The following is a 20,928-nucleotide window of genomic DNA, read 5'->3' on the forward strand; positions in this document are numbered from 1 at the left end:
CCTTCCCTTACGCTCGTTTGAATTGTTGTAAGAAACGTACATCATTTGTATAGAAATGACGAATGTCATCTACGCCGTATTTCAACATTGCGATACGCTCTGCGCCCATACCGAATGCGAAACCTTGATATTCTTTTGAATCATAACCAGCCATTTCAAGTACGTTCGGGTGAACCATACCTGCGCCTAAAATTTCAATCCAGCCAGTTCCTTTACAAGTGCCGCAACCTTTGCCATGACACATCATACAAGAAATATCCATCTCTACAGATGGCTCTGTGAATGGGAAGAAACTTGGACGAAGACGGATTTCACGATCTTCACCGAACATCTTTTTCACGAATACTTGCAGTGTACCTTTTAAGTCACTCATACGAATGTTTTTATCAATTACAAGACCTTCAATTTGCATGAACTGATGTGAATGCGTCGCATCATCATCATCGCGGCGATATACTTTACCAGGACAGATAATTTTGATTGGGCCTTTTTCTTTATTATTTTCCATCGTACGTGCTTGCACAGAAGATGTATGTGTACGTAGTAACGTTTCTTCTGTAATGTAGAATGTATCTTGCATGTCACGTGCTGGGTGATCTTTCGGTAAGTTTAGTGCTTCGAAGTTGTAGTAGTCTTTTTCTACTTCTGTTCCTTCAGCTACTTCATAACCCATACCGATGAATACATCTTCAATTTGTTCAACAACAGCTGTTAACGGATGGTGACAACCTGTTTCAACAGGACGACCTGGTAATGTAACATCAATTGTTTCCGTAGCTAATTTCGCTTCAATTACTGCTTTTTCTAAGTTACCAATTTTGTCTTCTAGACGCGTTTGGATCGCTTCACGTACTTCATTTACTAATGCTCCCATACGTGGACGCTCTTCTGCTGATAATTTTCCCATGCCGCGTAATACTTCTGTAATTGGACCTTTTTTTCCTAAATACGCTACGCGTACGTCGTTTAAGCCCTTTAGCTCTTTCGCTTCTTCAATAAGCTCTAACGCTTTTTGCTTTAGCTCTTTTAAACGTGCTTCCATTTTGGAACCCTCCTAATTTTAAAAATAAAAAAACCTCGCTCCCAAAAAGGGACGAGGTAAATTCGCGGTACCACCCTAAATTGACAGAACAAGTCTGCCCACTCATTAGTTATAACGATCAATTCTGACCGGAACGCCTTTACATATATATGGTCCTGGCGTCAACTCCAGAGGTGAATTCACTTCCGTCTACCATAAGAATGCTTTCAGTCTACGGCATTCTCTCCCTATATGGCGATTTTGTAAGCTACTCTTCTCTATCAACGTTTTTCGTTATTTAACTTTTAATATAATGTACTTCAACTTATTATAAGAAGTTTTTTATTTGTTCGCAACCGGGCTTTGCAAATAATACGTTAAAATCCCTGCTGCAACCGCAACATTTAATGATTCTGCCCCGCCGTAAATCGGAATATACAAGTTTTGATCCGTTTTTGCAAGAATTTCTTGACGTACGCCATTTCCTTCATTTCCAACAATTAATGCAAAACTTCCGGCCGGAGTTACTTCACCATACGGAACTCCATTTTCAAGAGCTGTTCCATATACAGGAACGTTATTTTCTTTTAACTTGTCTACCCATTCTTCTAAGTTCCCTTTTACAATTGGTAAGTGGAAAATAGAGCCTTGTGTAGAGCGGAGTACTTTACTATTGTAAACATCAACACAACCTTCTCCAAGCACAACGGCGTGAATACCAGCTGCATCAGCTGTACGAATAATTGTTCCTAAATTACCTGGGTCTTGCAGGCCATCTAATAAAAGGAATTTCCCATCAGTAAGAGCTACTTCTTTCTCATGCTTCTCACAAACAGCAAATACACCTTGCGTCGTTTCTGTTTCACGAAGTATTTTTACAATCGCCTCAGGCACGATATACATTTCCACATCATTAACTGTCCAATCTTTCGGAAGGTCTGTCTGATCTGAAACGATAAGTTCTGTTACAATTCCTGCCTTCAGAGCTTCCTCGACTAAGTGAAATCCTTCTACAAAAAATAAACCTTTTTTATCGCGTTCTTTTTTCGTTTGCAGCTTTTTCCACTGCTTTACACGCGGATTTTGTACTGAATCAATGTTTTTCATAATATGTATTTCCCTCTCTTCTTGTCTTATCATTATAGCCTATTTTTCATACATATTTACATAAAAAAGAACAAAAACTAACGTCAGTTTCAATTCTGAAGAAGAGGTGAAAGCAATGAGTTTTAATTTACGCGGTGCCGTATTAGCGAATGTATCTGGTAATTCACAAGATCAATTACAAGAAACAATTGTCGATGCAATTCAAAGCGGTGAAGAAAAAATGCTTCCAGGTCTTGGTGTTTTATTTGAAGTCATTTGGAAAAACGCTGATGAAAATGAAAAGCACGAAATGTTAGAAACACTAGAGCAAGGATTAAAAAAATAAGCAATTTGAAAATCACCTTTGCATAAGCTAAGGTGATTTTTTTACGAAAAAATTTTTCTTCTCCTAAACATTTCTACTTTACTAACGAACTATGATGGAGTACAATGTTCAAAATACATTTAAACCGATCGATTTTTCTTCATATACATCATTAGATAAAAGGAGTGAATGTTTTATGCACCGTATTACGCTTGAACAAGTTTTTAAACATCACATTACACAAAAATACGTAAACCGTTCTGGAATGGTCCACGCGATTGCTGTCGCTTACCATGCGTTTCACTTAGCTAAAAAGCATCACGCCTCAGTCGATGCTGCGACAAAAGCCGGTTTCCTTCATGATATCGGACATCATACGTGGTACACAGGCGGCGAATGGGACTATGACTTATATAAAAAGAATGATATCCATGCAATTAAAGGCGCAGAAAGAGCTCATAAATTACTTATTAGATTGGGAGAGCATCCAAAACTAGCAAAAGAAATTTCTATCGCAATTCTTCTTCATACAGATTCTTTCTTAGTGGAACAAGAAATTGAAAGAACATCTCTTCAAAACATTATTAAATGGGCAGACGAAGCAGATGAAGAACCAGGCGGAGCTCATCATTATAGAACGATTTCTTATGAAAAAGCACTTAAAGCTATTCAGCAATTAGATCGATTGGTAGAGCGTGAATTGCAAATAGAGCAAGCAAAATTGAATAACAAGGCAGAACATAGTTATCAATGAGAAAGAGGCATCACTACAGGGTGATACCTCTTTTATTATTTTATGGAAAATAAACCTTTATCCCGCATTAACGGGCAGTAAGACCCCCACCTCGAAATTCAGCAAAGACGAGGAAGTTAGATGGGGAATCAACTGCCCGTAAAAGCCCGATTGGTGAGGGCTGATAATCAGTGGGGGATGAACCTCCCCAATGATTAAAGTTTCACTTTATATGTAATATTTAAATGTTACATTCAAAAACAATTTACTTTATAATTAAATATACAAATATAAAAGAGGTGATTTTACAAATGCAACCCGCTACACAGCTTTCTAATGAACAAAAACACTCGATGTCATGGGGACAATTTATTAGCTCTGTTTTATTCGCCTTTTTTGGAACTGGACTTATTACTGTGTTCCTCGCAATGCCATTAACAATTTATACAGCAGGTCTTACAGATAAAAAACAAGTTGCCCTGTATGAATCTATTGCAAATACTGCAAGTACCGTATTACAACTAGCTGTATTGTTATTCTTCATTTTTAAATTCGAACCCGCAAAAAAATTACTACTAAAGTCTTTTAACTTTAAAACACTGAAAGAATGGCGCACATACGTATACTTACTTCTTTTCTTCGTTATCAACATCATACTCAATTACATCTTGTTAAATTATGTGTTCCAAGACGCAACAAAGCAGCAATCTTCCGCACTAAGCTTAGACGTCTTTAAGCAATATCAAATATTATTACTTCTCAGCTTTGCAATACTCACACCCATTTTTGAAGAACTTATTTTCCGTGGTTTTATACTTCGCTTCTTCTCAGAACGCTTTCCATTTTGGATTGCAGCCATCGTAACAAGTTTCTTCTTCGGTATCGCTCATACATACTCACTTGGGGTAATGGTAATTACTTTCTTTATGGGATTATTAATGGCCATTTTATGTAAAAAAACAAAGTCCATTATTCCAGCTATGTTATTTCATATTATGAATAACATGTTGGCATTCTTGAGTTAAAAAGAGGTATCATCGCGATACCTCTCTTTACTCTTTTATCATAACTTCAAACTCTTCTGCGGTTAGCGTTTTTGATAATCCGTATCGTTATTACCCATTTCCTTCAATTCATATATACTCATTAATAATATCCAAAATAAACCTCATGTAGTAAAATATAACTTAATTCACATAAAGGAGTTTACATATGTTCAGTATTATTTGGATGCTTTTCACGCCACTTCTCTTACTATGCGGGATTGCTGGTGGTATTTTTTTAATAGTAACAGGGATTAAATATCGGAAATTACTCGTTGGTTTAATGGGGCTACTTACCCTATCCTTTGTCACACTACCTTTTGTTCTTTTAAGTGTAGGGATTCATATCGATACAATTTTCCCGATTCCAACTGCTCTATACTGGACGCTATTTTCTTTAACTGGATTATTAGCAGGGGTAAGTGGAGTACAAGCAAAAATTAAAAGTATACGTAATATGGGATTCATTATTTTTACCACTGGAATATTAGGGGTTATTTTCTGGGTACTCATGTCTGTAGGTGATTCATTCTATATATAACATTTTTTGAAACCCACAAATCGGAGGTAATACAGAAGTGTTTGGAATATTAACTTGGATGATTTTAGCTCTTACTTTAATGTTATGCGAATTCATCGTCGGCATTTTTTTAATTATTGCTGGCATGAAACATCGTAAATTACTTACCATTATAGCTGGTTTCACTAGCATATTACTCATCGTTGTTCCTATTGTTTGTATAGGTTCTGGAATAGATTTAGAGGGGATGGTTCCAATTTCGGGAACTTTATATTGGTGCTTCTTCTCTTTAGCTGGACTATTAGCTATTATAAGCGGCAGGCAAATATCGAGTATTTGTTCTATGGGGACAATTTTGTTTATAACAGGGCTGTGCTCCGTAACTGGTTATCATTTTTTATATCTCACTCTTTAAAAAGGCAAAAAAGCAGGGAAATTAATTCCCTGCTTTTCTATTTGGTTTATTGCCTGATGGTAAGAAGAACGATAACACCCAAGCAATCCCTGCAAGTATCGTTGCAATTAAGAAGGCATCGTTAATACCGTTAATTGCAGATAGCTTTGAAATTTGTCCATATAATAGTTGTGTGCTCATCGCGTCTCCTGCTTGAGCTGATCCAGCTAAGGCCGCTAAGCTTTGACCCATGCCGTGTACTTTATCAACTAAAATTGGGTTTGATGTTGTTAACATGTTGCCGTAATCTGCTACGTGAGCAGTCGTTTGTTGCGTCATAAGTGTAATTAAAATCGCTGTTCCGATTGAACCCGCTACTTGTCTTGACGTATTTTGCGTTGCTGTACCGTGAGAAATTAATTTCATCGGCAGCGCGTTCATACCAGCTGTCATAATTGGCATCATAATGAATGACATACCAATTGAACGTATAATATAATCCGTCATAATAACGCTATACGGTGTATCCATCGATAATTTTGTAAATTCATATGTCGCATACGTCGTAATTGCCAATCCAATTATCGCTAATGGACGAATGCCATATTTATCGAATAATTTACCCGCCACTGGTCCCATGATCCCCATAATTAATGATCCTGGAAGAAGTAGTAAACCAGATTCAATTGGCGTAAAGCCACGAATGTTTTGCAGATATACTGGAAGCAATAACATACCTCCGAATAATGCCATCGTAACGATTGCGTTAATTACTAAAGTAAAAGTAAATACTGGATATTTAAATACTTGTAAATCAAGCATTTTATTGTCCGTTGTTAACTCTCTCCAAATAAATAACGCTAAACCAATTACACCAATAACAAGTGAAATAATGACTTCTGCACTAGTCCAACTATTATTTCCAGCTTCACTAAATCCGTACAATAAGCTTCCTAGTCCAATACTTGAACTAACCACACCGAATATATCTAATTTCGTTTTAGACACTGGCTGAGCTAGTGTAAAGAATTTTAAAGATAGAAACGTAATAATTAAACCAATAATAAACATCGCATAGAACATTAAGTTCCAGCTATAGTTTTCAATCACCCAACCTGTTACAGTTGGTCCGATAGCTGGCGCTAAAATCATCGCTACACCTAGTAATCCCATCGCCGCTCCGCGTTTATGAGGCGGGAATAACGTCATAAAGATATTCATACCAACCGGCATTAAAATACCCGCACCAACTGCTTGAATTACGCGACCTGTCATCATCATTGTAAAGTTTCCTGAAGTAGCACAAATGATAGATCCTACCGTGAAGAATAACATTGCTGCTACGAATAATTTACGATACGTAAATCGTGAAACTAAAAAGGCACTAATCGGTACTAAAATACCATTTACAAGCATGAAGCCTGTAATTAACCATTGTGCTGTTGAAGTTGATACATTAAATTCATTCATTAACGGAGGTAATGCAACGTTAATGATTGTTTGGTTTAAAATAGAAACGAACATGCCGAGAATTAATACAGCTACAACTGCTTTTACGTTCACATTCTCTACAGGCATAGACATTTGTTTTTTCGGCACTTCTTTTTCTTGTTTTACTTCTTCTTGCTTTCCTGTTTCTAACTCAACTACATTAGAAATTTCCGATTCTTGCTTTCGTTCAATTTCTTTCTCTTCTGTTTCAACTTTACTTACTTCTATTTTACTTACGGCTGGGACTTGTTCTTCTCCCATTTTCGTTTTTTTCTTTCGTAAAAGACGATTTACAAGGAAGAAGACGATTATACAAAATAGTGCATATCCTGCAATTACAATTGAGGACATCTCATCTCCCCCTTACTTATGAATACGAACTGTCACATTCATGCCAGGAACAATATTTACTGATTTGCTATGATCTAAAGAAATTTTAACTGGTACTACTTGTGTTACTTTCGTATAGTTCGCTGTTGCGTTGCTTGATGGCAACATAGAGAATGTATTCGCTGTTGTTAAGCCAACTTGTTCTACTTTTCCTGTTAACGTTGTATCTGGGTATGCATCTACATACACATCTACATCTTGACCTTTTTGAACATCATCAACATCTGTTTCTTCAATGTTTGCTGTTACCCATAAATTGTTCATATCAAATGCATAAGCAATCGGGCTACCTGCTCCAACGAAAGCATTTGTTGTTGCGTTTGATTGTACAACTGTTGCATTTTGTGGAATTGTTACATCTACTGTTTGTTCTCCATTAGCTGCCGCTACAGTAACAGTACCTAATTTATCGTTCTCATTATAATTTTTTCCTACTTCAGCTTTCCAGTCAGTTAGTTTACCTGCTACTGGTGAAGCAACCGGAATTACCTTTCCATCAATCTTTGCATTGTCTGTTTTTAAGTAATTTTCCGTTTGATTGTAATAGTAATAACCGCCAATACCGCCGCCAACTAGTACAATTAATGTGATAATGTTGATAATTACCATTCTTCGAAACTGATTCATTGCATTCCTCTCCTTATATCGCATATAATTTTTTTCTAAACTATTTATGCCCTTATTGTTTAGATTGTTTAATTGTTAATTATATTAACCTTTTAACAAAAAAATCACACCATCTGCAGCGTAAATCGAAATTTATCTACCTGCGAGCGGTGCTGATTTCTGAAGGACTATCGTTTATAATTATAAATAATTATTTTGAATCTACAACCGACAATTTACGTATGAAATGTCGTTTAAACAACAATATAATACCAATATGTTGTTTAAGTACAGAAAATTAAACGAGGGGAAATAAAAATGTCTATTAAAAATACAAATGATCCACGTGTAAAACGGACGAGACAACTCATACAGGATGCTTTTGTCGCTTTAGTAGGCGAAAAAGGTTTTGAAAATGTTACTGTTCAACATATTGCAGAACGCGCTCCTGTAAACCGCGCTACATTTTATAGCCATTACCACGATAAATATGACTTACTAGACAAAAGCATTGAAGAAATGTTAGAAAAGCTAACTGAAGTAATTAAACCGAGAAATAGAAATAAAGAAGATTTCCAACTAACATTTGATTCGCCACATCCAAGTTTTTTGGCCTTGTTCGAACATATTGCAGAAAACACTAACTTCTATAACGTCATGCTTGGTGATAAAGCTGCCGGAAACTATACGTATAAGATGATGAAAGCAATTCAAACGCATTTAACATTAAGCCTCTCTATTTCACAACCTAACGATGAAAAACTAATGGTTCCACGCGATATTCTCATTAGTTATGTTACTGGTGCCCATCTAGGGATGATTATGTCATGGCTTAAAAGAGGAATGATATATACCCCGCATTTTATGGCGATGCAATTAACTCGTTTAATTATTTTAGGCGCTCATACTGCAGCGGGATTAGAACGGCCTTTTTAAAACATAAAAAAGCGAAGGAGAATCTCCTTCGCTTTTTCTATTAATTAAATGTAATGTTATGTACAGCCTCTTTATCAAGACGTTTAATAACTTCTACAATTAACTTCACTGCATTTTCATAATCATCACGATGTAACATTGCCGCATGAGAATGGATATAGCGCGTTGCAATTGTAATTGCCATAGAAGGAATACCATTTACAGCAATGTGAATCGCACCCGCATCCGTTCCTCCGCCCGCTACTGAATCATATTGATAAGGGATTTGTAATTCATCAGCAACATCAACTACGAAATCACGTAAACCTGTATGTCCAATAACAGAAGCATCATATAAAATGATTTGTGGTCCATCGCCCATTTTACTTTGTGCTTCTTTTGACGTTACACCCGGTGTATCTCCAGCGATACCAACATCTACTGCGAACGCGATATCTGGTTTAATATAATTCGCAGATGTTTTTGCACCACGAAGACCAACTTCTTCTTGTACAGTTCCAACGCCGTATACAACGTTTGGATGCTTTTCATCTTTTAGTTGTTTTAATACGTCAATTGCAATTGCACAACCGATTCGGTTATCCCACGCTTTTGCAAGTAACATTTTTTCATTCTTCATCACTTGGAATTCAAAGTACGGTACAACTTGATCTCCTGGTCGTACGCCCCACTCCATCGCTTCTTCTTGGCTAGAAGCACCGATATCGATGAACATGTCTTTAATTTCAACTGGCTTTTTACGAGCTTCTGGAGGTAAAATGTGCGGTGGTTTTGAACCAATTACACCTGTTACATCTCCTTTACGCGTTACAATCGTCACGCGCTGTGCAAGCATAACTTGTGACCACCAGCCACCAACCGTTTGGAAGCGAAGGAAACCTTTGTCATCGATTTGTGTAATCATAAATCCAACTTCATCTAAATGACCTGCAACCATAATTTTCGGACCGTTTTCTTCCCCTACTTTTTTCGCAACTAAACTCCCTAAATTATCAGTAGAAAGTTCGTCCGCAAACGGCTCGATATATTTCTTCATTACTTCACGTGGTTCACGTTCGTTACCAGCAATACCACGTGCATCCGTTAATTCTTTTAGCATTGTCAATGTCGCGTCTAATTTTGTCATTGCCAACACCCTCCTTTTTCTTCAGTCAATTCATTATACAATAATTAAATTGAAATATTCAAAAATTAAATTAGTATCCTTGTGTTTGACGCTGATGATTTACCTCATTTTTATCTAAATATGCTTTTTCAATCTCTTCTTGCTCAAATTCAAGTGCTTGTCCAAGTCGAAGATAGCTCGTAAATAATTCAATATAGTTTGTAATAGATGGTTGATCTGTAAAACGAATTACTTTCGCATATGTGTCTAAGAAAATTTCCACTTGTGTTTTATTCGTTTGTGCACATTTATAGAATAAGAAGTTTTTATCAATACCTAAATCAATTCCGATTGATAAAATAAAATGCAAACCATCTACGTATTCTTCTAATATTACTTCACGTTCCGAAGCTGGTTTGTTGCTCCAATATTTAAAACAACGTGTTTCATTTGCAAGTTCACCAATTTCTACAAGAAGAGCTAACATTTTTTCTTTTAACAATTTTTTCGGTTGTAAGTCATGTTCTTTTGCAATACGGTCATCTAATTCTTTTTGTAATTTAAATAGTTGTAGTAAGTCCATTCTATTGTCCTCCTCCAACATCGCATTTTACGCAACAATGTTGTTTCATCTCAAAGTTCATTATTATGTTTCAGTTCTTATGAATAAGTCAGCTATCTACCTCTTTATAAAATAGCTTGTCCTTAATTTGCAAATACGTTTCAGTCATCACTCTTAAATTGTTCATCTGATGAAAGTTCCATATCATCTTTCCATTATAGCAGTGTCGTTTCGGCTAGGAAAGATACTCTTCTTTCCAAACGTGCATAATTAAAAAAAGCCAGGAGGATTCTCCTGACTTCATATGTATATTCTTCTATATCACTATAGTTTTTATGTTGATTTTGTCATATCGATAACAACACATCCGTTAATCTTTAGAACTTCAAACTTCTCTCTGAACACAAACAAAAAAACCTTAGAAGAAAATTCTTCTAAGGTTTCAACTAATTAATTAGTTAATGTTGTTTTTTGCAACTGTTGCTAATTCAGCGAAAGCTTTTTCGTCATGAACAGCTAAGTCAGCAAGCATCTTGCGGTTAACTTCGATGCCAGCATTTTTAAGACCGTGCATTAAGCGGCTGTAAGAAAGACCATTCATACGAGCTGCTGCGTTGATACGTGTAATCCATAATTTACGGAAGTCACGTTTCTTTTGACGGCGGTCACGGAATGCATACATTAGAGATTTCATAACCTGTTGGTTAGCAACCTTGAATAATGTATTTTTTGAACCGTAGTAACCTTTTGCTAATTTAATTACTTTTTTACGACGTTGACGAGTAACTGTACCACCTTTTACTCTTGGCATAATATTACCTCCTAATTGTTCTATATATCAGCCGAACTTATTTTAAGTTGTCAAGCATTTGACGAATGCGTTTGAAGTCACCAGCGCTTACTACACCAGCTTTACGTAGTTTACGTTTAGCTTTTGTAGATTTGTTAGCGAATAAATGGCTTGTGTAAGCGTGAGAACGTTTCAGTTTACCTGATCCAGTCTTTTTGAAACGCTTTGCAGCGCCGCGATGAGTTTTTTGTTTAGGCATAGGTATTTCCTCCTCTATCTATTACTTATCGTTTTTCGGTGCTAAAACTAAGAACATACTGCGTCCTTCCATTTTAGGCTTAGATTCAACTGTACTAACTTCAGCACAAGCTTCTGAGAAGCGATCTAAAACACGTTGACCGATTTCTTTATGAGTAATGGCACGTCCTTTAAAGCGAATTGACGCTTTAACCTTGTCGCCTTTCTCTAAAAACTTGATAGCATTACGAAGTTTTGTGTTAAAGTCGTGTTCATCAATTGTTGGACTTAAACGAACTTCTTTCATGCTAATTACTTTTTGATTTTTGCGCTGCTCTTTTTCTTTCTTCTGTTGCTCAAAGCGGAATTTACCGTAGTCCATAATGCGGCATACTGGCGGTTTCGCATTTGGAGCAACTAATACTAAATCAAGATTAAGATTTGCAGCTAAGTCTAAAGCGTCATTACGAGACTTGATTCCAAGTTGATCGCCATTTGCGCCAACTAAACGTACTTCACGTGCACGAATTTGCTCGTTAATCATCATATCCTTGCTAATAGTAAGCCACCTCCAAGGTTTTCTCAGAACATATTTTGTAGTCATAGAACCCGACAAAAAAAGTGCGGGCATACGACACCCACACTTGTAAAATCTTAAGTAAGAAATACATTTACCTGCTAACTGCGAATGCGTCCATCAGGTGAGAAGCGGGTGCTTCTACTTGTTCCACAAAACAATATTCTATTATCCTTGATGAGTTTATCATAGGACATGACGTCTGTCAAGAAGACGCGATGTGTTTTACTAACAACAAGAAATATTGTAACAAACAACTAACATACTTGCAATACTTTTTTATGATAAGTGTTACATGGTTATTTTTTCTAGTTTTTCTCTTTTATATTACAAAGAAAAGCCGCGGTATACCGCGGCTTTTTCTTATCGTTTTCCTTCTACTTTAATCATATCAACAAAAGCATCTAATGCGATTGTTTCTGATTTTTGTTCACCATATTTACGTACGTTTACGCCGTTTTCAGTTACTTCATTATCACCTACTACAAGCATGTACGGAATTTTTTGCATTTGTGCTTCACGGATTTTGTAACCGATCTTCTCTTCACGAGTGTCTAATTCAACACGGATACCAGCACGACGCAATTCGTCTTGTACTTTCTTCGCATAGTCTAAATGTACTTGCGGAGAAACTGGAATTACTTGTACTTGAACTGGAGCTAACCAAGTTGGGAATGCACCTTTGTATTCTTCAATTAAGAAGGCTACGAAGCGTTCCATAGTTGATACAACACCACGGTGAATTACAACTGGACGATGTTGCTTACCGTCTTCGCCAACATAAGTTAATTCAAAGCGTTCTGGAAGTAAGAAGTCTAATTGTACAGTTGAAAGTGTTTCGTCTTTTCCAAGAGCAGTACGAACTTGAACATCAAGTTTTGGACCGTAGAATGCTGCTTCACCTTCAGCTTCATAGTAATCAAGACCCATTTCATCCATAGCTTCTTTTAACATACCTTGTGCTTTTTCCCACATCTCATCATCCGCATAATACTTTTTAGTATCTGCTGGATCACGATAAGATAGACGGAATGAGTAGTTCTCTAAACCGAAATCTTTGTACACTTCTAGAGTTAAGTTTACAACACGTTTTAACTCTTCTTTAATTTGATCTGGACGAACGAAAATGTGCGCATCGTTTAAAGTCATTCCGCGTACACGTTGTAACCCAGATAACGCACCTGACATTTCATAACGGTGCATTGTTCCAAGTTCCGCAATACGGATTGGTAATTCACGGTAGCTGTGAATATCATTTTTATAAACCATCATATGGTGAGGACAGTTCATTGGACGAAGAACTAATTCTTCATTATCCATTTCCATTGATGGGAACATGCCATCACGGTAGTGATTCCAGTGACCAGAAGTTTCATATAACTCTCTACTTCCTAATACTGGAGTGTATACGTGATCATAGCCTAAGCTTGCTTCTTTATCAACGATGTAACGCTCGATAATACGACGAATTGTTGCACCCTTTGGTAACCAAAGTGGTAAACCTTGTCCTACTTTTTGGCTATTAGTAAATAGTTTTAATTCTTTACCTAATTTACGGTGATCGCGCTCTTTCGCTTCTTCAAGCATACGTAAGTGCTCATCTAATTCTGCTTTCTTAACGAATGCAGTACCGTAAATACGTTGTAACATTTTATTATTGCTATCGCCGCGCCAGTAAGCACCTGCAACGCTTAATAATTTAAACACTTTAATTTTCCCTGTAGATGGAAGGTGAACACCACGGCAAAGGTCGAAGAATTCGCCTTGCTCATAGATTGAAATAACTGCATCCTCTGGAAGATCGTTAATTAAATCTAATTTTAACTCATCACCAATTTCTTCAAAGCGACGAAGTGCTTCTGCACGTGGTACTTCATGACGAACGATTTCTAAGTTTTCGTTCACGATTTTTTGCATTTCTTTTTCGATTTTCTTGAAGTCTTCAACTGTAATTGCTTCTTCCATATCGATATCGTAATAGAAGCCATTTTCAATTACTGGACCAATGCCAAGCTCAAGCTTAACATCTTTATATAAACGTTTTAACGCTTGTGCTAAAAGGTGGGCTGTTGAATGGCGTAAAATATATAAGCCATCTTCAGAATCTAATGTAATAATAGAAACTGCACCATCTTCTTCGATTGGTGTAACAAGATCGATCATCTCATCGTTTAATTTTCCAGCTACAGCTTTTTTCTTTAAGCCTGGGCTAATAGAAGCTGCGATTTCTTCAGTTGTTACGCCTTTTGGAAACTCCTTCACAGCTCCATCAGGGAAAGTAATTTTAACTACATCTGCCATCACTGGTCACTCCTCTTTTTCTCAAAATAAAAAACACTCATCCCGTAAAAAGGGACGAGTGTTGAATTCGTGGTTCCACCCTTGTTCCAATTAACATAATTGTTAATTGCTCAAGTTCAACATAACGGTGTTGTCCGTTAGCAATTACTAGAAAAACCGTTCACTGCTAAAGTTTAGAGGTGGTAAGTAATAATCCCGTACTAGGAAGCTCACACCCTAAGGCTTCCCTCTCTGAAAATCGTAGAAAACTACTCATGTCCTCATCATGACATTTCGATATATTTCATTTATGTAGGTAATTATATGCTCAAAAACTTAGAAAATCAAGGGCGTTACCTTTATTTTTTAAATTTTTCACATTGCGCTCAAAATCATGTAATCCATGTAATTGGACCCGTTCTTGAAACACATTTCGCAAAGTAATAATCATATTATGGTCTTGTTCTTTCGTATATAAATAAATCTTTTTGGGCGAAATAGAAAGAAGCGGCGCAATTACTTTCGTATCAATATATACATCATTTTGCTTTAATAATTCCTCATCTATATATTGGACCAACTTCTCCTGTTTTAAACGTCTACCTTTATCATCATAAAAGATAAAGCTTTCATCAAAAATAAGATGCACACAGGACAAGCGTGATTTACGGCTACTTACTTGTTGCCGAAGCGTCTCAATGAACATTTGGTATTCTTGCTCCATCTTATATTCATCAATTGCCACTTCCGCAAGTTTAGCCACCATTTCCCTATATGTACGAAGACGAAAACGGATATATGATGAAAACGAGAATGAGAGCGGATCACAAAGCCAATTATTTAAAGAAGACTTAATATATGACTCAAATGCGTTACGCGTTAAATCCTGAGCTACCCCTTTTCTTCTTCCCTTTAAAATCTCATGTGCCATGTGCAATATTTGATGACACTCTTCTTGTTCTTCATAAAAAAACTTTTCTTTTAAGATCGTATAAATCCACTCATTTTGTTTCACATTCACAATAAAATACACCATTACCGGCAATAAGATCTTTTCAATATAATTTGATTCACGTACTGGTATGTGAATCACCACTTTTTGTTCCTGTAAATACACACTCGTTTCCTTATATAATACTTCCGCTCTTTTCAGCAATTGTCTATATACGTGCATAGCATCATTTTTTTCTTCGAAGCAAATTTCAATCACTTTTGTCCCCCCTTTTATCCCTGCTCTAAAGGACTGTATCTATACGTTACAAATCCTATAAGAGTCCGTCCCGTGGAAGTTCACTCTTAGTAGAATTACATTTCCTATCGTTAGAAAATCCACTCAATATGGCTTGCTAATTTTATATATATTAAGGGAGGGAGAAAAAAATGATACAAGCTACTATGAATTTTTTTATTGTATACTTTACTTATTACTAAAGGGAGGTATCTGAATGTTTGAATATAAATTCGTAAAAGTCGAATTTCATTGGGGGCTCACTCGCTCAAAACTAGCTGAAGACTACCAAGAAATTATTCAAGAACATGCTAGAGATGACTGGAGGTTCGTACAGATTGTTGCCCCTACGATTGGCAGTTCTGGACAACCTGAATATTTCGATCTCATATTTGAAAAGAAAATATCACTATAATACAAAAGAGCAAGCTTCTCAGCTTGCTCTTTTACTTATGACGACGGTTTTTCCCACCAATTGGAATTGGTTTCGCTAAATATTTAATTCGTTCCATAATACGTGCTGCCTTCATTTCTTCAGCCTCACCACGTTGTGTATACGTTAAATGATGTTCCAATTGTTTAAAATCAAAATTAGACGTAAAGAACGTCGGTAAGTTTTCTAGCATACGGAATTGCAAGATTGCACCAAGCACATCGTCACGCACAAAGCTCGACATCGCTTCTGCCCCGATATCATCTAACATTAAAACTTGTACGCGTTTAACAGCATCAATCTTTTCGCCAATCGAATTATCTTGAATCGAACTTTTAATTTCACGTAAAAATTCCGGGAAGTATACGAGCATCGAACTTATTTTCTTTCGAGCAAGCTCGTTCGCAATTGCTCCTAAAAGGTACGTTTTTCCTACACCAAATTTACCGTACAAATATAAACCTTGTGCTTTTTTACCTGGTTCATATGTACTTAAAAATTCATTCGCTGCGCCAATTGCATCGATACGTGCATTTAAATCAGAAGGGTCTAAGTTTTCCATAGTTGCCTGTAAAATATCCGTTGGCATATATACACTTTGAACGAGTTTTTCATATTTCTTTCTCTCGTCATATGCTACTTTTCTAACGCAGCGATCGTATTGAATATCAATCATTTTCCCTTGAATAACAAGCTTTGGCTCATACCCTTGCAGCATATTTTTACATGCACCTAAATCCGGGCAATCTACGCAACCTACACTTTGTCCAATATATTCATATAACTTCACAAGACTGCGCTCAATCATAGAAGTCGTTACTTCACCTTTATGTTCGTCTATAAATTCTTTCACACGCGGATGCGCCATTACTTCTGCCTTTAATACTTCATATCTATTTTTAAAGTTTTCATTTTCCATTAATTTTGTAAATGAATTTTGAATATGCTCCATTTTCTCACCTCAAAGAGCGTTCATTCTCTTCTATTAATCACGCTTATATTTTTTTAGCACTTCTTCTAATCGTTTTCGTTCATCTTCTAGCGTACTTGCATCTTTTTCTACACTTACATCTTTCTTCGCCGTTTCTTTCTCTTGTTCTTTCGGCTCTTCTTCCTTAAGCCAATCTGGCACCATTTCTTTTCGTACCGTCTTCTTCGCCGTACGGCCTTTTTTCTTCGTCTCAGCCCACTCTTGATATTGACGGTTCTCTTCTTTCGCTAACGCCATCGCGTCCGCTACTGTACCGACCTTTTTACGTGCCCAATGCCCAGCAATCTTCTCGACATACGTTTTCGCAAGTTTCATATCTGAGCGTAGCATAACGTAATAAATAAGTACATTCACAACTCCTGGTGTCAATTTTTGATTAATCATGACATCTTCAACGATTTGCAAGTCCGCTTTCGTTGCCTCTGCACCACCAGAAATCTCTTTCAATAGTTGTTTTGGCGAGATTTCCTCTAGCTGCTTTATTAACATCTCCTCTTGTGATGAAGGCTCTTTCTCTTTCATCGTACGTGCAGCATGAGGCTGTACTCTTTCACTTAGTACCGGTAATGCTTGACCATTTTCAAATTGATACCAATCGCGCGCTCCTTTTCTAAGCCTTTCCATATCAATTGTTTGCATCTCCGTCACCGCACCAAGAACGATATTTTGCATCGATAACACATCTACACCATACACATAAGCAAGTGTTATAACGCAGTCTCTTACTTGATCTGTAATCGCCTTTTTAGGAACAAGAGCGGACAATCCATCTACAAATAAAGAGAAATCAAAGAAATCATTCCAAACTTTCGGAGCGTCTCCCTTCTCGTTACTTGGCATAGTTGTCGTTTTTGGAATACGAAGGTCTTCTTGCGCATGCTCAAGCTGTCCTGGATTAAACGAACCAAACACATCATTGAAAGAGCGCGTAACATTTTCATAAGAAGCAAAATCAAATTCTTCTTCTAAGAAATATTGCTTTACTTGATTATATTTTGTCCGACTCAATCGATTGTATAAAAAGATACTTAAAACAATATCATCAAAAAACTGCTTCGGAGATAAAGGTGGTTGCAACTCATATATGAACATTCGAATATCTTTTTCTTTCTTAATATATACCTTCAAAAGCCCAATTGCCTCTAACTTTACTCGTTCCTCATATATTTCAGGAAGTTGCATTTGCATAGTCACCATAAGGGAATGATGTGTATTCTCTTTTCCAAATACACGATCTTGCTCTAGCTCCCCCCATAGTGTCATGTATAAGCTAAAAGCTCTACTACCTATTAACGGCTGATACAACATCGTTAATACTTTTCGGTCGTAATTATGCAGTAGCCCTTTCGCACTTACTTTATAACGATCAATCGGCAATAGCTCCATCCATGACTGTTTTTCCATTCTTGCTTTTCCTTTCTCTCATCCAATCTATCCTCTACTTCATTCCTTCTATCTTCATTATATAAATTCTTAGTGAAAAAGAGCTATTAGCTTTCGCTTCTAGCTCTCTTATCCTATTACTTACGGTATGTAAAGAGAATAAAATACAACTTCTACTCTCTTTCTTTTTGCAGTATATCTTTTAATTCTTCAATAAATACATTTAAATCTTTAAATTGACGATATACAGAAGCAAAACGTACATAAGCAACATCATCAATATCGCGAAGTTCTTCCATAACAATTTCACCAATCATATCACTTTTCACTTCTGATATACCTAAATTACGCAGTTCACGTTCCACGCTTTGTGTTACTTCTTCTAATTGTCTTAAAGATACTGGTCTTTTTTCACACGCTTTAATTAAACCGCGTAAAATCTTTTCTTTATTAAACTCTTCTCGTGTGCCTTCTTTTTTAACAACGATAAGAGGTGACTCTTCTACCCTTTCAAAGGTCGTAAAGCGACTTAAACAACTTTCACACTCTCTTCTTCTTCGAATAGAGCGCCCCTCGTCTACCGGACGCGAATCTAACACTCTTGTACCATTATGAGAACAGGATGGACAACGCAATTCATTCACTCCTTTACACTATACTCTTTATTTTTCTCTACTCAATTCACCTAAAATATATATACAATATTATATAACTCATTCTAACTCTCTTACCACTTTAAGTTTCAGCGCATCACTTTATCATCTCATACTTAAAAATAAGATGGTATATAGGGCACTACCTCATTTGCAAGAGTCCAATGTATTCAACTAACGAGTACGTTATATTTTTCCTTTTTTATAAACTAAAAAAGAGGTGCATTATACACCTCTTTACATTTTAAATCAATTATGTTCTTTTTTAAAGAGCTTTTGTTTCTCTCTGCTTAATTTCGAAGCTACCAGTGCCTCGAGGAAGCTCGATGCTCTCACGCGTTTTCGCGTTTAAACCTTCTGCAATATATTCTGCAGCAACATTTGGATCAATACGATCCCCACAAGTATAAACATCAATACTTGCGTAACCGTGCTCCGGAAAGCTATGAATTGTTAAATGTGATTCTGAGATAATTACTACTCCACTTACACCTTGTGGTGCAAATTTATGGAAAGCAACCTCACGCACTTCAGCACCAGCTCTTAGTGCTGCATCCACAAATAATTGTTCAATATACGGCATGTCATTAAGCTTGTCGAAATCGCAATCCCAAAGTTCAGCGATCACGTGACGACCCATCGTATCCATAGTATCCATTCTACAGTTCCCCCTTGTAAATTTATTCTAACTGTTCGAATTGAAAACTAATTTGCAATTTGGCTTGCTCCACTACCACGGGGGAAAGTTAGTCCAGAGAGGTCCTAACCCTTTAAGTAGTGACTACGTACCTCAGCTCTTAAGTTTACGAGTGTTAGTATACTTTGTTTATTTTCATTTTGCAACAACAGTTTTTTCGATTTTCTGTCATATTTTCCTCTTTACTTTTCCCTAAAAAAAATAAACGATTCACAAATGCAGTAATCACAACGTTTCGTGGTATGTCCACTTTTTAAAATATACTTATATAATTTTTTTCCTTTTCAGAAAAAAATAAAAAAAGAGGGCAAATATTGCCTTGCCCTCTCCTCCCTTATTCACTTAAATGTGTTGCACATTTTCTTGTTTCGCTAACTCTTCAACAACTAACGTTACAAGATCTACAACACGACGAGAGTAGCCCCACTCGTTATCATACCAAGCAAGTACTTTCACTTTACGATCACCCATTACCATTGTAGATAAACCATCGATAATAGCTGAATGTGTATTTGTATTAAAGTCGATAGATACTAAAGGCTCTTCGCTGAATTCTACAATACCTTTTAACGCACCGTTTGCAACAGTTTTGAATGCATCATTAATAGCTTCAACTGTCACATCGCGTTTTACATCTACTACTAAGTCAACAAGAGACACGTTTGGTGTTGGTACACGAAGTGCCATACCATGAAGTTTTCCGTTTAAGTGCGGAAGAACTTTTGCTAGCGCTTTCGCAGCACCTGTCGTTGTCGGAATGATTGATTGTCCGCAAGCACGTGCTCTTCTTAAATCTTTATGTGGGTTATCAATATTTTTTTGGTCATTTGTATAAGCGTGAACTGTCGTCATTAAACCGTTTTCAATTCCAAACTGCTCATCTAACACCTTCACAACAGGCGCTAAACAGTTTGTTGTACAAGATGCATTTGAAATAACAGTATGTTTTGTAATATCTAATTGGTCTTCGTTCACACCAACTACAATTGTTACATCTTCATTTTTACCAGGCGCTGTTAAAATAACTTTTTTCGCTCCAGCTTCAACGTGAAGAATTGCTTTTTCTTTTGAATTAAATTTACCAGTTGCTTCAATTACAACTTCAACACCTAAATCTGTCCAAGGCAATTCCTTTGGATCGCGGTTGTTTAAAAGGCGAATCATTTTTCCATCAACTAATAAGTGATCTTCAAATGCTTCTACTGTTCCGTCAAACTTGCCATGAACTGTATCATATTTAATTAAGTGTGCTAACGTTTCAGATGGATAGCTTGCATTGATTGCTACAATTTCGAATGCGCTTTCTTTTATTGCTTGACGAAATACCATTCTCCCAATACGTCCAAATCCATTAATTGCCACACGAGTCATAATATGTTATCCCCCTTGAATGCGTTATACTATTTATCTCCAATCCCAATAATAGTATAACACAAAAAGGAGATAT

The 20,928-nt window shown here is 36.5% G+C and carries 23 protein-coding genes and 3 other annotated features; of the genes, 7 read left to right on the forward strand and 16 right to left on the reverse strand.

The window, feature by feature from the left end; genetic code table 11:
- Window positions 1-7 precede the first annotated feature (7 nt).
- A complete protein-coding gene (pheS, locus tag ACS2FK_RS04395; RefSeq protein WP_000388220.1) occupies window positions 8-1,042 on the reverse strand; it encodes a phenylalanine--tRNA ligase subunit alpha in 1,035 nt (344 codons plus the stop codon).
- 44 nt (window positions 1,043-1,086) lie between these two features.
- Window positions 1,087-1,315 (reverse strand) — a binding site (T-box leader).
- Window positions 1,316-1,363: 48 nt separating this feature from the next.
- Window positions 1,364-2,161: a TrmH family RNA methyltransferase gene (locus ACS2FK_RS04400; protein WP_001986644.1), complete on the reverse strand. Its 798-nt coding sequence runs from the start codon at window positions 2,159-2,161 to the stop codon at window positions 1,364-1,366.
- A gap of 82 nt (window positions 2,162-2,243) precedes the next feature.
- Between ACS2FK_RS04400 and sspI the strand changes: the two genes are divergently transcribed.
- The 5 genes from sspI (at window position 2,244) to ACS2FK_RS04425 (ending at window position 5,143) form a co-directional block, all read left to right on the forward strand.
- Entirely contained in the window at window positions 2,244-2,453 is a 210-nt protein-coding gene (sspI, locus tag ACS2FK_RS04405) for a small acid-soluble spore protein SspI (RefSeq protein WP_000009509.1), read from the forward strand.
- Between the two features lie 175 nt (window positions 2,454-2,628).
- Window positions 2,629-3,186 (forward strand): HD domain-containing protein, encoded by a 558-nt coding sequence (locus tag ACS2FK_RS04410; protein ID WP_000554803.1) that lies wholly within the window; start codon window positions 2,629-2,631, stop codon window positions 3,184-3,186.
- Between the two features lie 290 nt (window positions 3,187-3,476).
- Entirely contained in the window at window positions 3,477-4,190 is a 714-nt protein-coding gene (locus ACS2FK_RS04415) for a CPBP family intramembrane glutamic endopeptidase (protein WP_001182112.1), read from the forward strand.
- Between the two features lie 187 nt (window positions 4,191-4,377).
- The gene (locus ACS2FK_RS04420) at window positions 4,378-4,749 is read left to right on the forward strand and encodes a hypothetical protein (protein ID WP_000491397.1); all 372 of its coding nucleotides are present in this window, start codon (window positions 4,378-4,380) and stop codon (window positions 4,747-4,749) included.
- Window positions 4,750-4,786: 37 nt separating this feature from the next.
- Window positions 4,787-5,143 (forward strand): hypothetical protein, encoded by a 357-nt coding sequence (locus ACS2FK_RS04425; RefSeq protein ID WP_000467059.1) that lies wholly within the window; start codon window positions 4,787-4,789, stop codon window positions 5,141-5,143.
- A 21-nt stretch (window positions 5,144-5,164) separates the two neighbouring features.
- On the opposite strand, the gene ACS2FK_RS04430 is transcribed toward ACS2FK_RS04425, so the two are convergent.
- Window positions 5,165-6,964 (reverse strand): DHA2 family efflux MFS transporter permease subunit, encoded by a 1,800-nt coding sequence (locus ACS2FK_RS04430; protein ID WP_000095293.1) that lies wholly within the window; start codon window positions 6,962-6,964, stop codon window positions 5,165-5,167.
- A 12-nt stretch (window positions 6,965-6,976) separates the two neighbouring features.
- The gene (locus tag ACS2FK_RS04435) at window positions 6,977-7,630 is read right to left on the reverse strand and encodes an HlyD family secretion protein (RefSeq protein WP_001071419.1); all 654 of its coding nucleotides are present in this window, start codon (window positions 7,628-7,630) and stop codon (window positions 6,977-6,979) included.
- A gap of 297 nt (window positions 7,631-7,927) precedes the next feature.
- Here ACS2FK_RS04435 and ACS2FK_RS04440 point away from each other — a divergent pair, with 297 nt between their 5' ends.
- Window positions 7,928-8,545, forward strand: coding sequence for a TetR/AcrR family transcriptional regulator (locus ACS2FK_RS04440; protein ID WP_000023672.1), 618 nt, complete (start codon window positions 7,928-7,930; stop codon window positions 8,543-8,545).
- Between the two features lie 40 nt (window positions 8,546-8,585).
- Here the strand turns inward: ACS2FK_RS04440 and ACS2FK_RS04445 are convergent, their stop codons facing one another.
- The 7 genes from ACS2FK_RS04445 to ytxC form a co-directional block, all read right to left on the reverse strand.
- The gene (locus tag ACS2FK_RS04445; RefSeq protein ID WP_000163555.1) at window positions 8,586-9,671 is read right to left on the reverse strand and encodes a M42 family metallopeptidase; all 1,086 of its coding nucleotides are present in this window, start codon (window positions 9,669-9,671) and stop codon (window positions 8,586-8,588) included.
- A 70-nt stretch (window positions 9,672-9,741) separates the two neighbouring features.
- Window positions 9,742-10,233 carry a dUTP diphosphatase gene (locus ACS2FK_RS04450; protein ID WP_000365050.1) on the reverse strand — a complete coding sequence of 164 codons (492 nt, stop codon included), beginning with the start codon at window positions 10,231-10,233 and terminating at the stop codon, window positions 9,742-9,744.
- 433 nt (window positions 10,234-10,666) lie between these two features.
- Entirely contained in the window at window positions 10,667-11,023 is a 357-nt protein-coding gene (gene rplT, locus ACS2FK_RS04455) for a 50S ribosomal protein L20 (RefSeq protein WP_001138362.1), read from the reverse strand.
- 37 nt (window positions 11,024-11,060) lie between these two features.
- Window positions 11,061-11,261, reverse strand: coding sequence for a 50S ribosomal protein L35 (gene rpmI, locus ACS2FK_RS04460; RefSeq protein WP_001125945.1), 201 nt, complete (start codon window positions 11,259-11,261; stop codon window positions 11,061-11,063).
- Window positions 11,262-11,282: 21 nt separating this feature from the next.
- The gene (infC, locus tag ACS2FK_RS04465; RefSeq protein ID WP_000973215.1) at window positions 11,283-11,786 is read right to left on the reverse strand and encodes a translation initiation factor IF-3; all 504 of its coding nucleotides are present in this window, start codon (window positions 11,784-11,786) and stop codon (window positions 11,283-11,285) included.
- A 62-nt stretch (window positions 11,787-11,848) separates the two neighbouring features.
- Window positions 11,849-11,969: a sequence feature (ribosomal protein L20 leader region), on the reverse strand.
- Window positions 11,970-12,179: 210 nt separating this feature from the next.
- Complete coding sequence (gene thrS / locus ACS2FK_RS04470) at window positions 12,180-14,117, reverse strand: threonine--tRNA ligase (protein ID WP_000786077.1); 1,938 nt, start codon at window positions 14,115-14,117, stop codon at window positions 12,180-12,182.
- A gap of 47 nt (window positions 14,118-14,164) precedes the next feature.
- Window positions 14,165-14,393, reverse strand: a binding site (T-box leader).
- Between the two features lie 31 nt (window positions 14,394-14,424).
- The gene (ytxC, locus tag ACS2FK_RS04475; protein ID WP_000569629.1) at window positions 14,425-15,306 is read right to left on the reverse strand and encodes a putative sporulation protein YtxC; all 882 of its coding nucleotides are present in this window, start codon (window positions 15,304-15,306) and stop codon (window positions 14,425-14,427) included.
- Between the two features lie 235 nt (window positions 15,307-15,541).
- Between ytxC and ACS2FK_RS04480 the strand changes: the two genes are divergently transcribed.
- Window positions 15,542-15,739: a DUF4177 domain-containing protein gene (locus ACS2FK_RS04480; protein WP_000464454.1), complete on the forward strand. Its 198-nt coding sequence runs from the start codon at window positions 15,542-15,544 to the stop codon at window positions 15,737-15,739.
- Window positions 15,740-15,770: 31 nt separating this feature from the next.
- Here ACS2FK_RS04480 and dnaI read toward each other — a convergent pair whose 3' ends face one another.
- From dnaI to ACS2FK_RS04505, 5 genes are all read right to left on the reverse strand, one after another.
- Complete coding sequence (gene dnaI / locus ACS2FK_RS04485) at window positions 15,771-16,709, reverse strand: primosomal protein DnaI (RefSeq protein WP_000400120.1); 939 nt, start codon at window positions 16,707-16,709, stop codon at window positions 15,771-15,773.
- A gap of 33 nt (window positions 16,710-16,742) precedes the next feature.
- Complete coding sequence (locus ACS2FK_RS04490) at window positions 16,743-18,152, reverse strand: replication initiation and membrane attachment family protein (RefSeq protein WP_000415025.1); 1,410 nt, start codon at window positions 18,150-18,152, stop codon at window positions 16,743-16,745.
- Between the two features lie 152 nt (window positions 18,153-18,304).
- Window positions 18,305-18,766, reverse strand: a complete 462-nt coding sequence (nrdR, locus tag ACS2FK_RS04495; protein ID WP_001203687.1) for a transcriptional regulator NrdR — start codon at window positions 18,764-18,766, stop codon at window positions 18,305-18,307.
- 283 nt (window positions 18,767-19,049) lie between these two features.
- Window positions 19,050-19,433, reverse strand: a complete 384-nt coding sequence (gene speD, locus ACS2FK_RS04500) for an adenosylmethionine decarboxylase (protein WP_002003660.1) — start codon at window positions 19,431-19,433, stop codon at window positions 19,050-19,052.
- 390 nt (window positions 19,434-19,823) lie between these two features.
- A complete protein-coding gene (locus ACS2FK_RS04505) occupies window positions 19,824-20,852 on the reverse strand; it encodes a glyceraldehyde-3-phosphate dehydrogenase (protein ID WP_000198974.1) in 1,029 nt (342 codons plus the stop codon).
- Window positions 20,853-20,928: the final 76 nt, after the last annotated feature.

The sequence above is a fragment of the Bacillus cereus group sp. BceL220 genome (genome assembly GCF_051776965.1).
GTDB lineage: Bacteria > Bacillota > Bacilli > Bacillales > Bacillaceae_G > Bacillus_A > Bacillus_A cereus.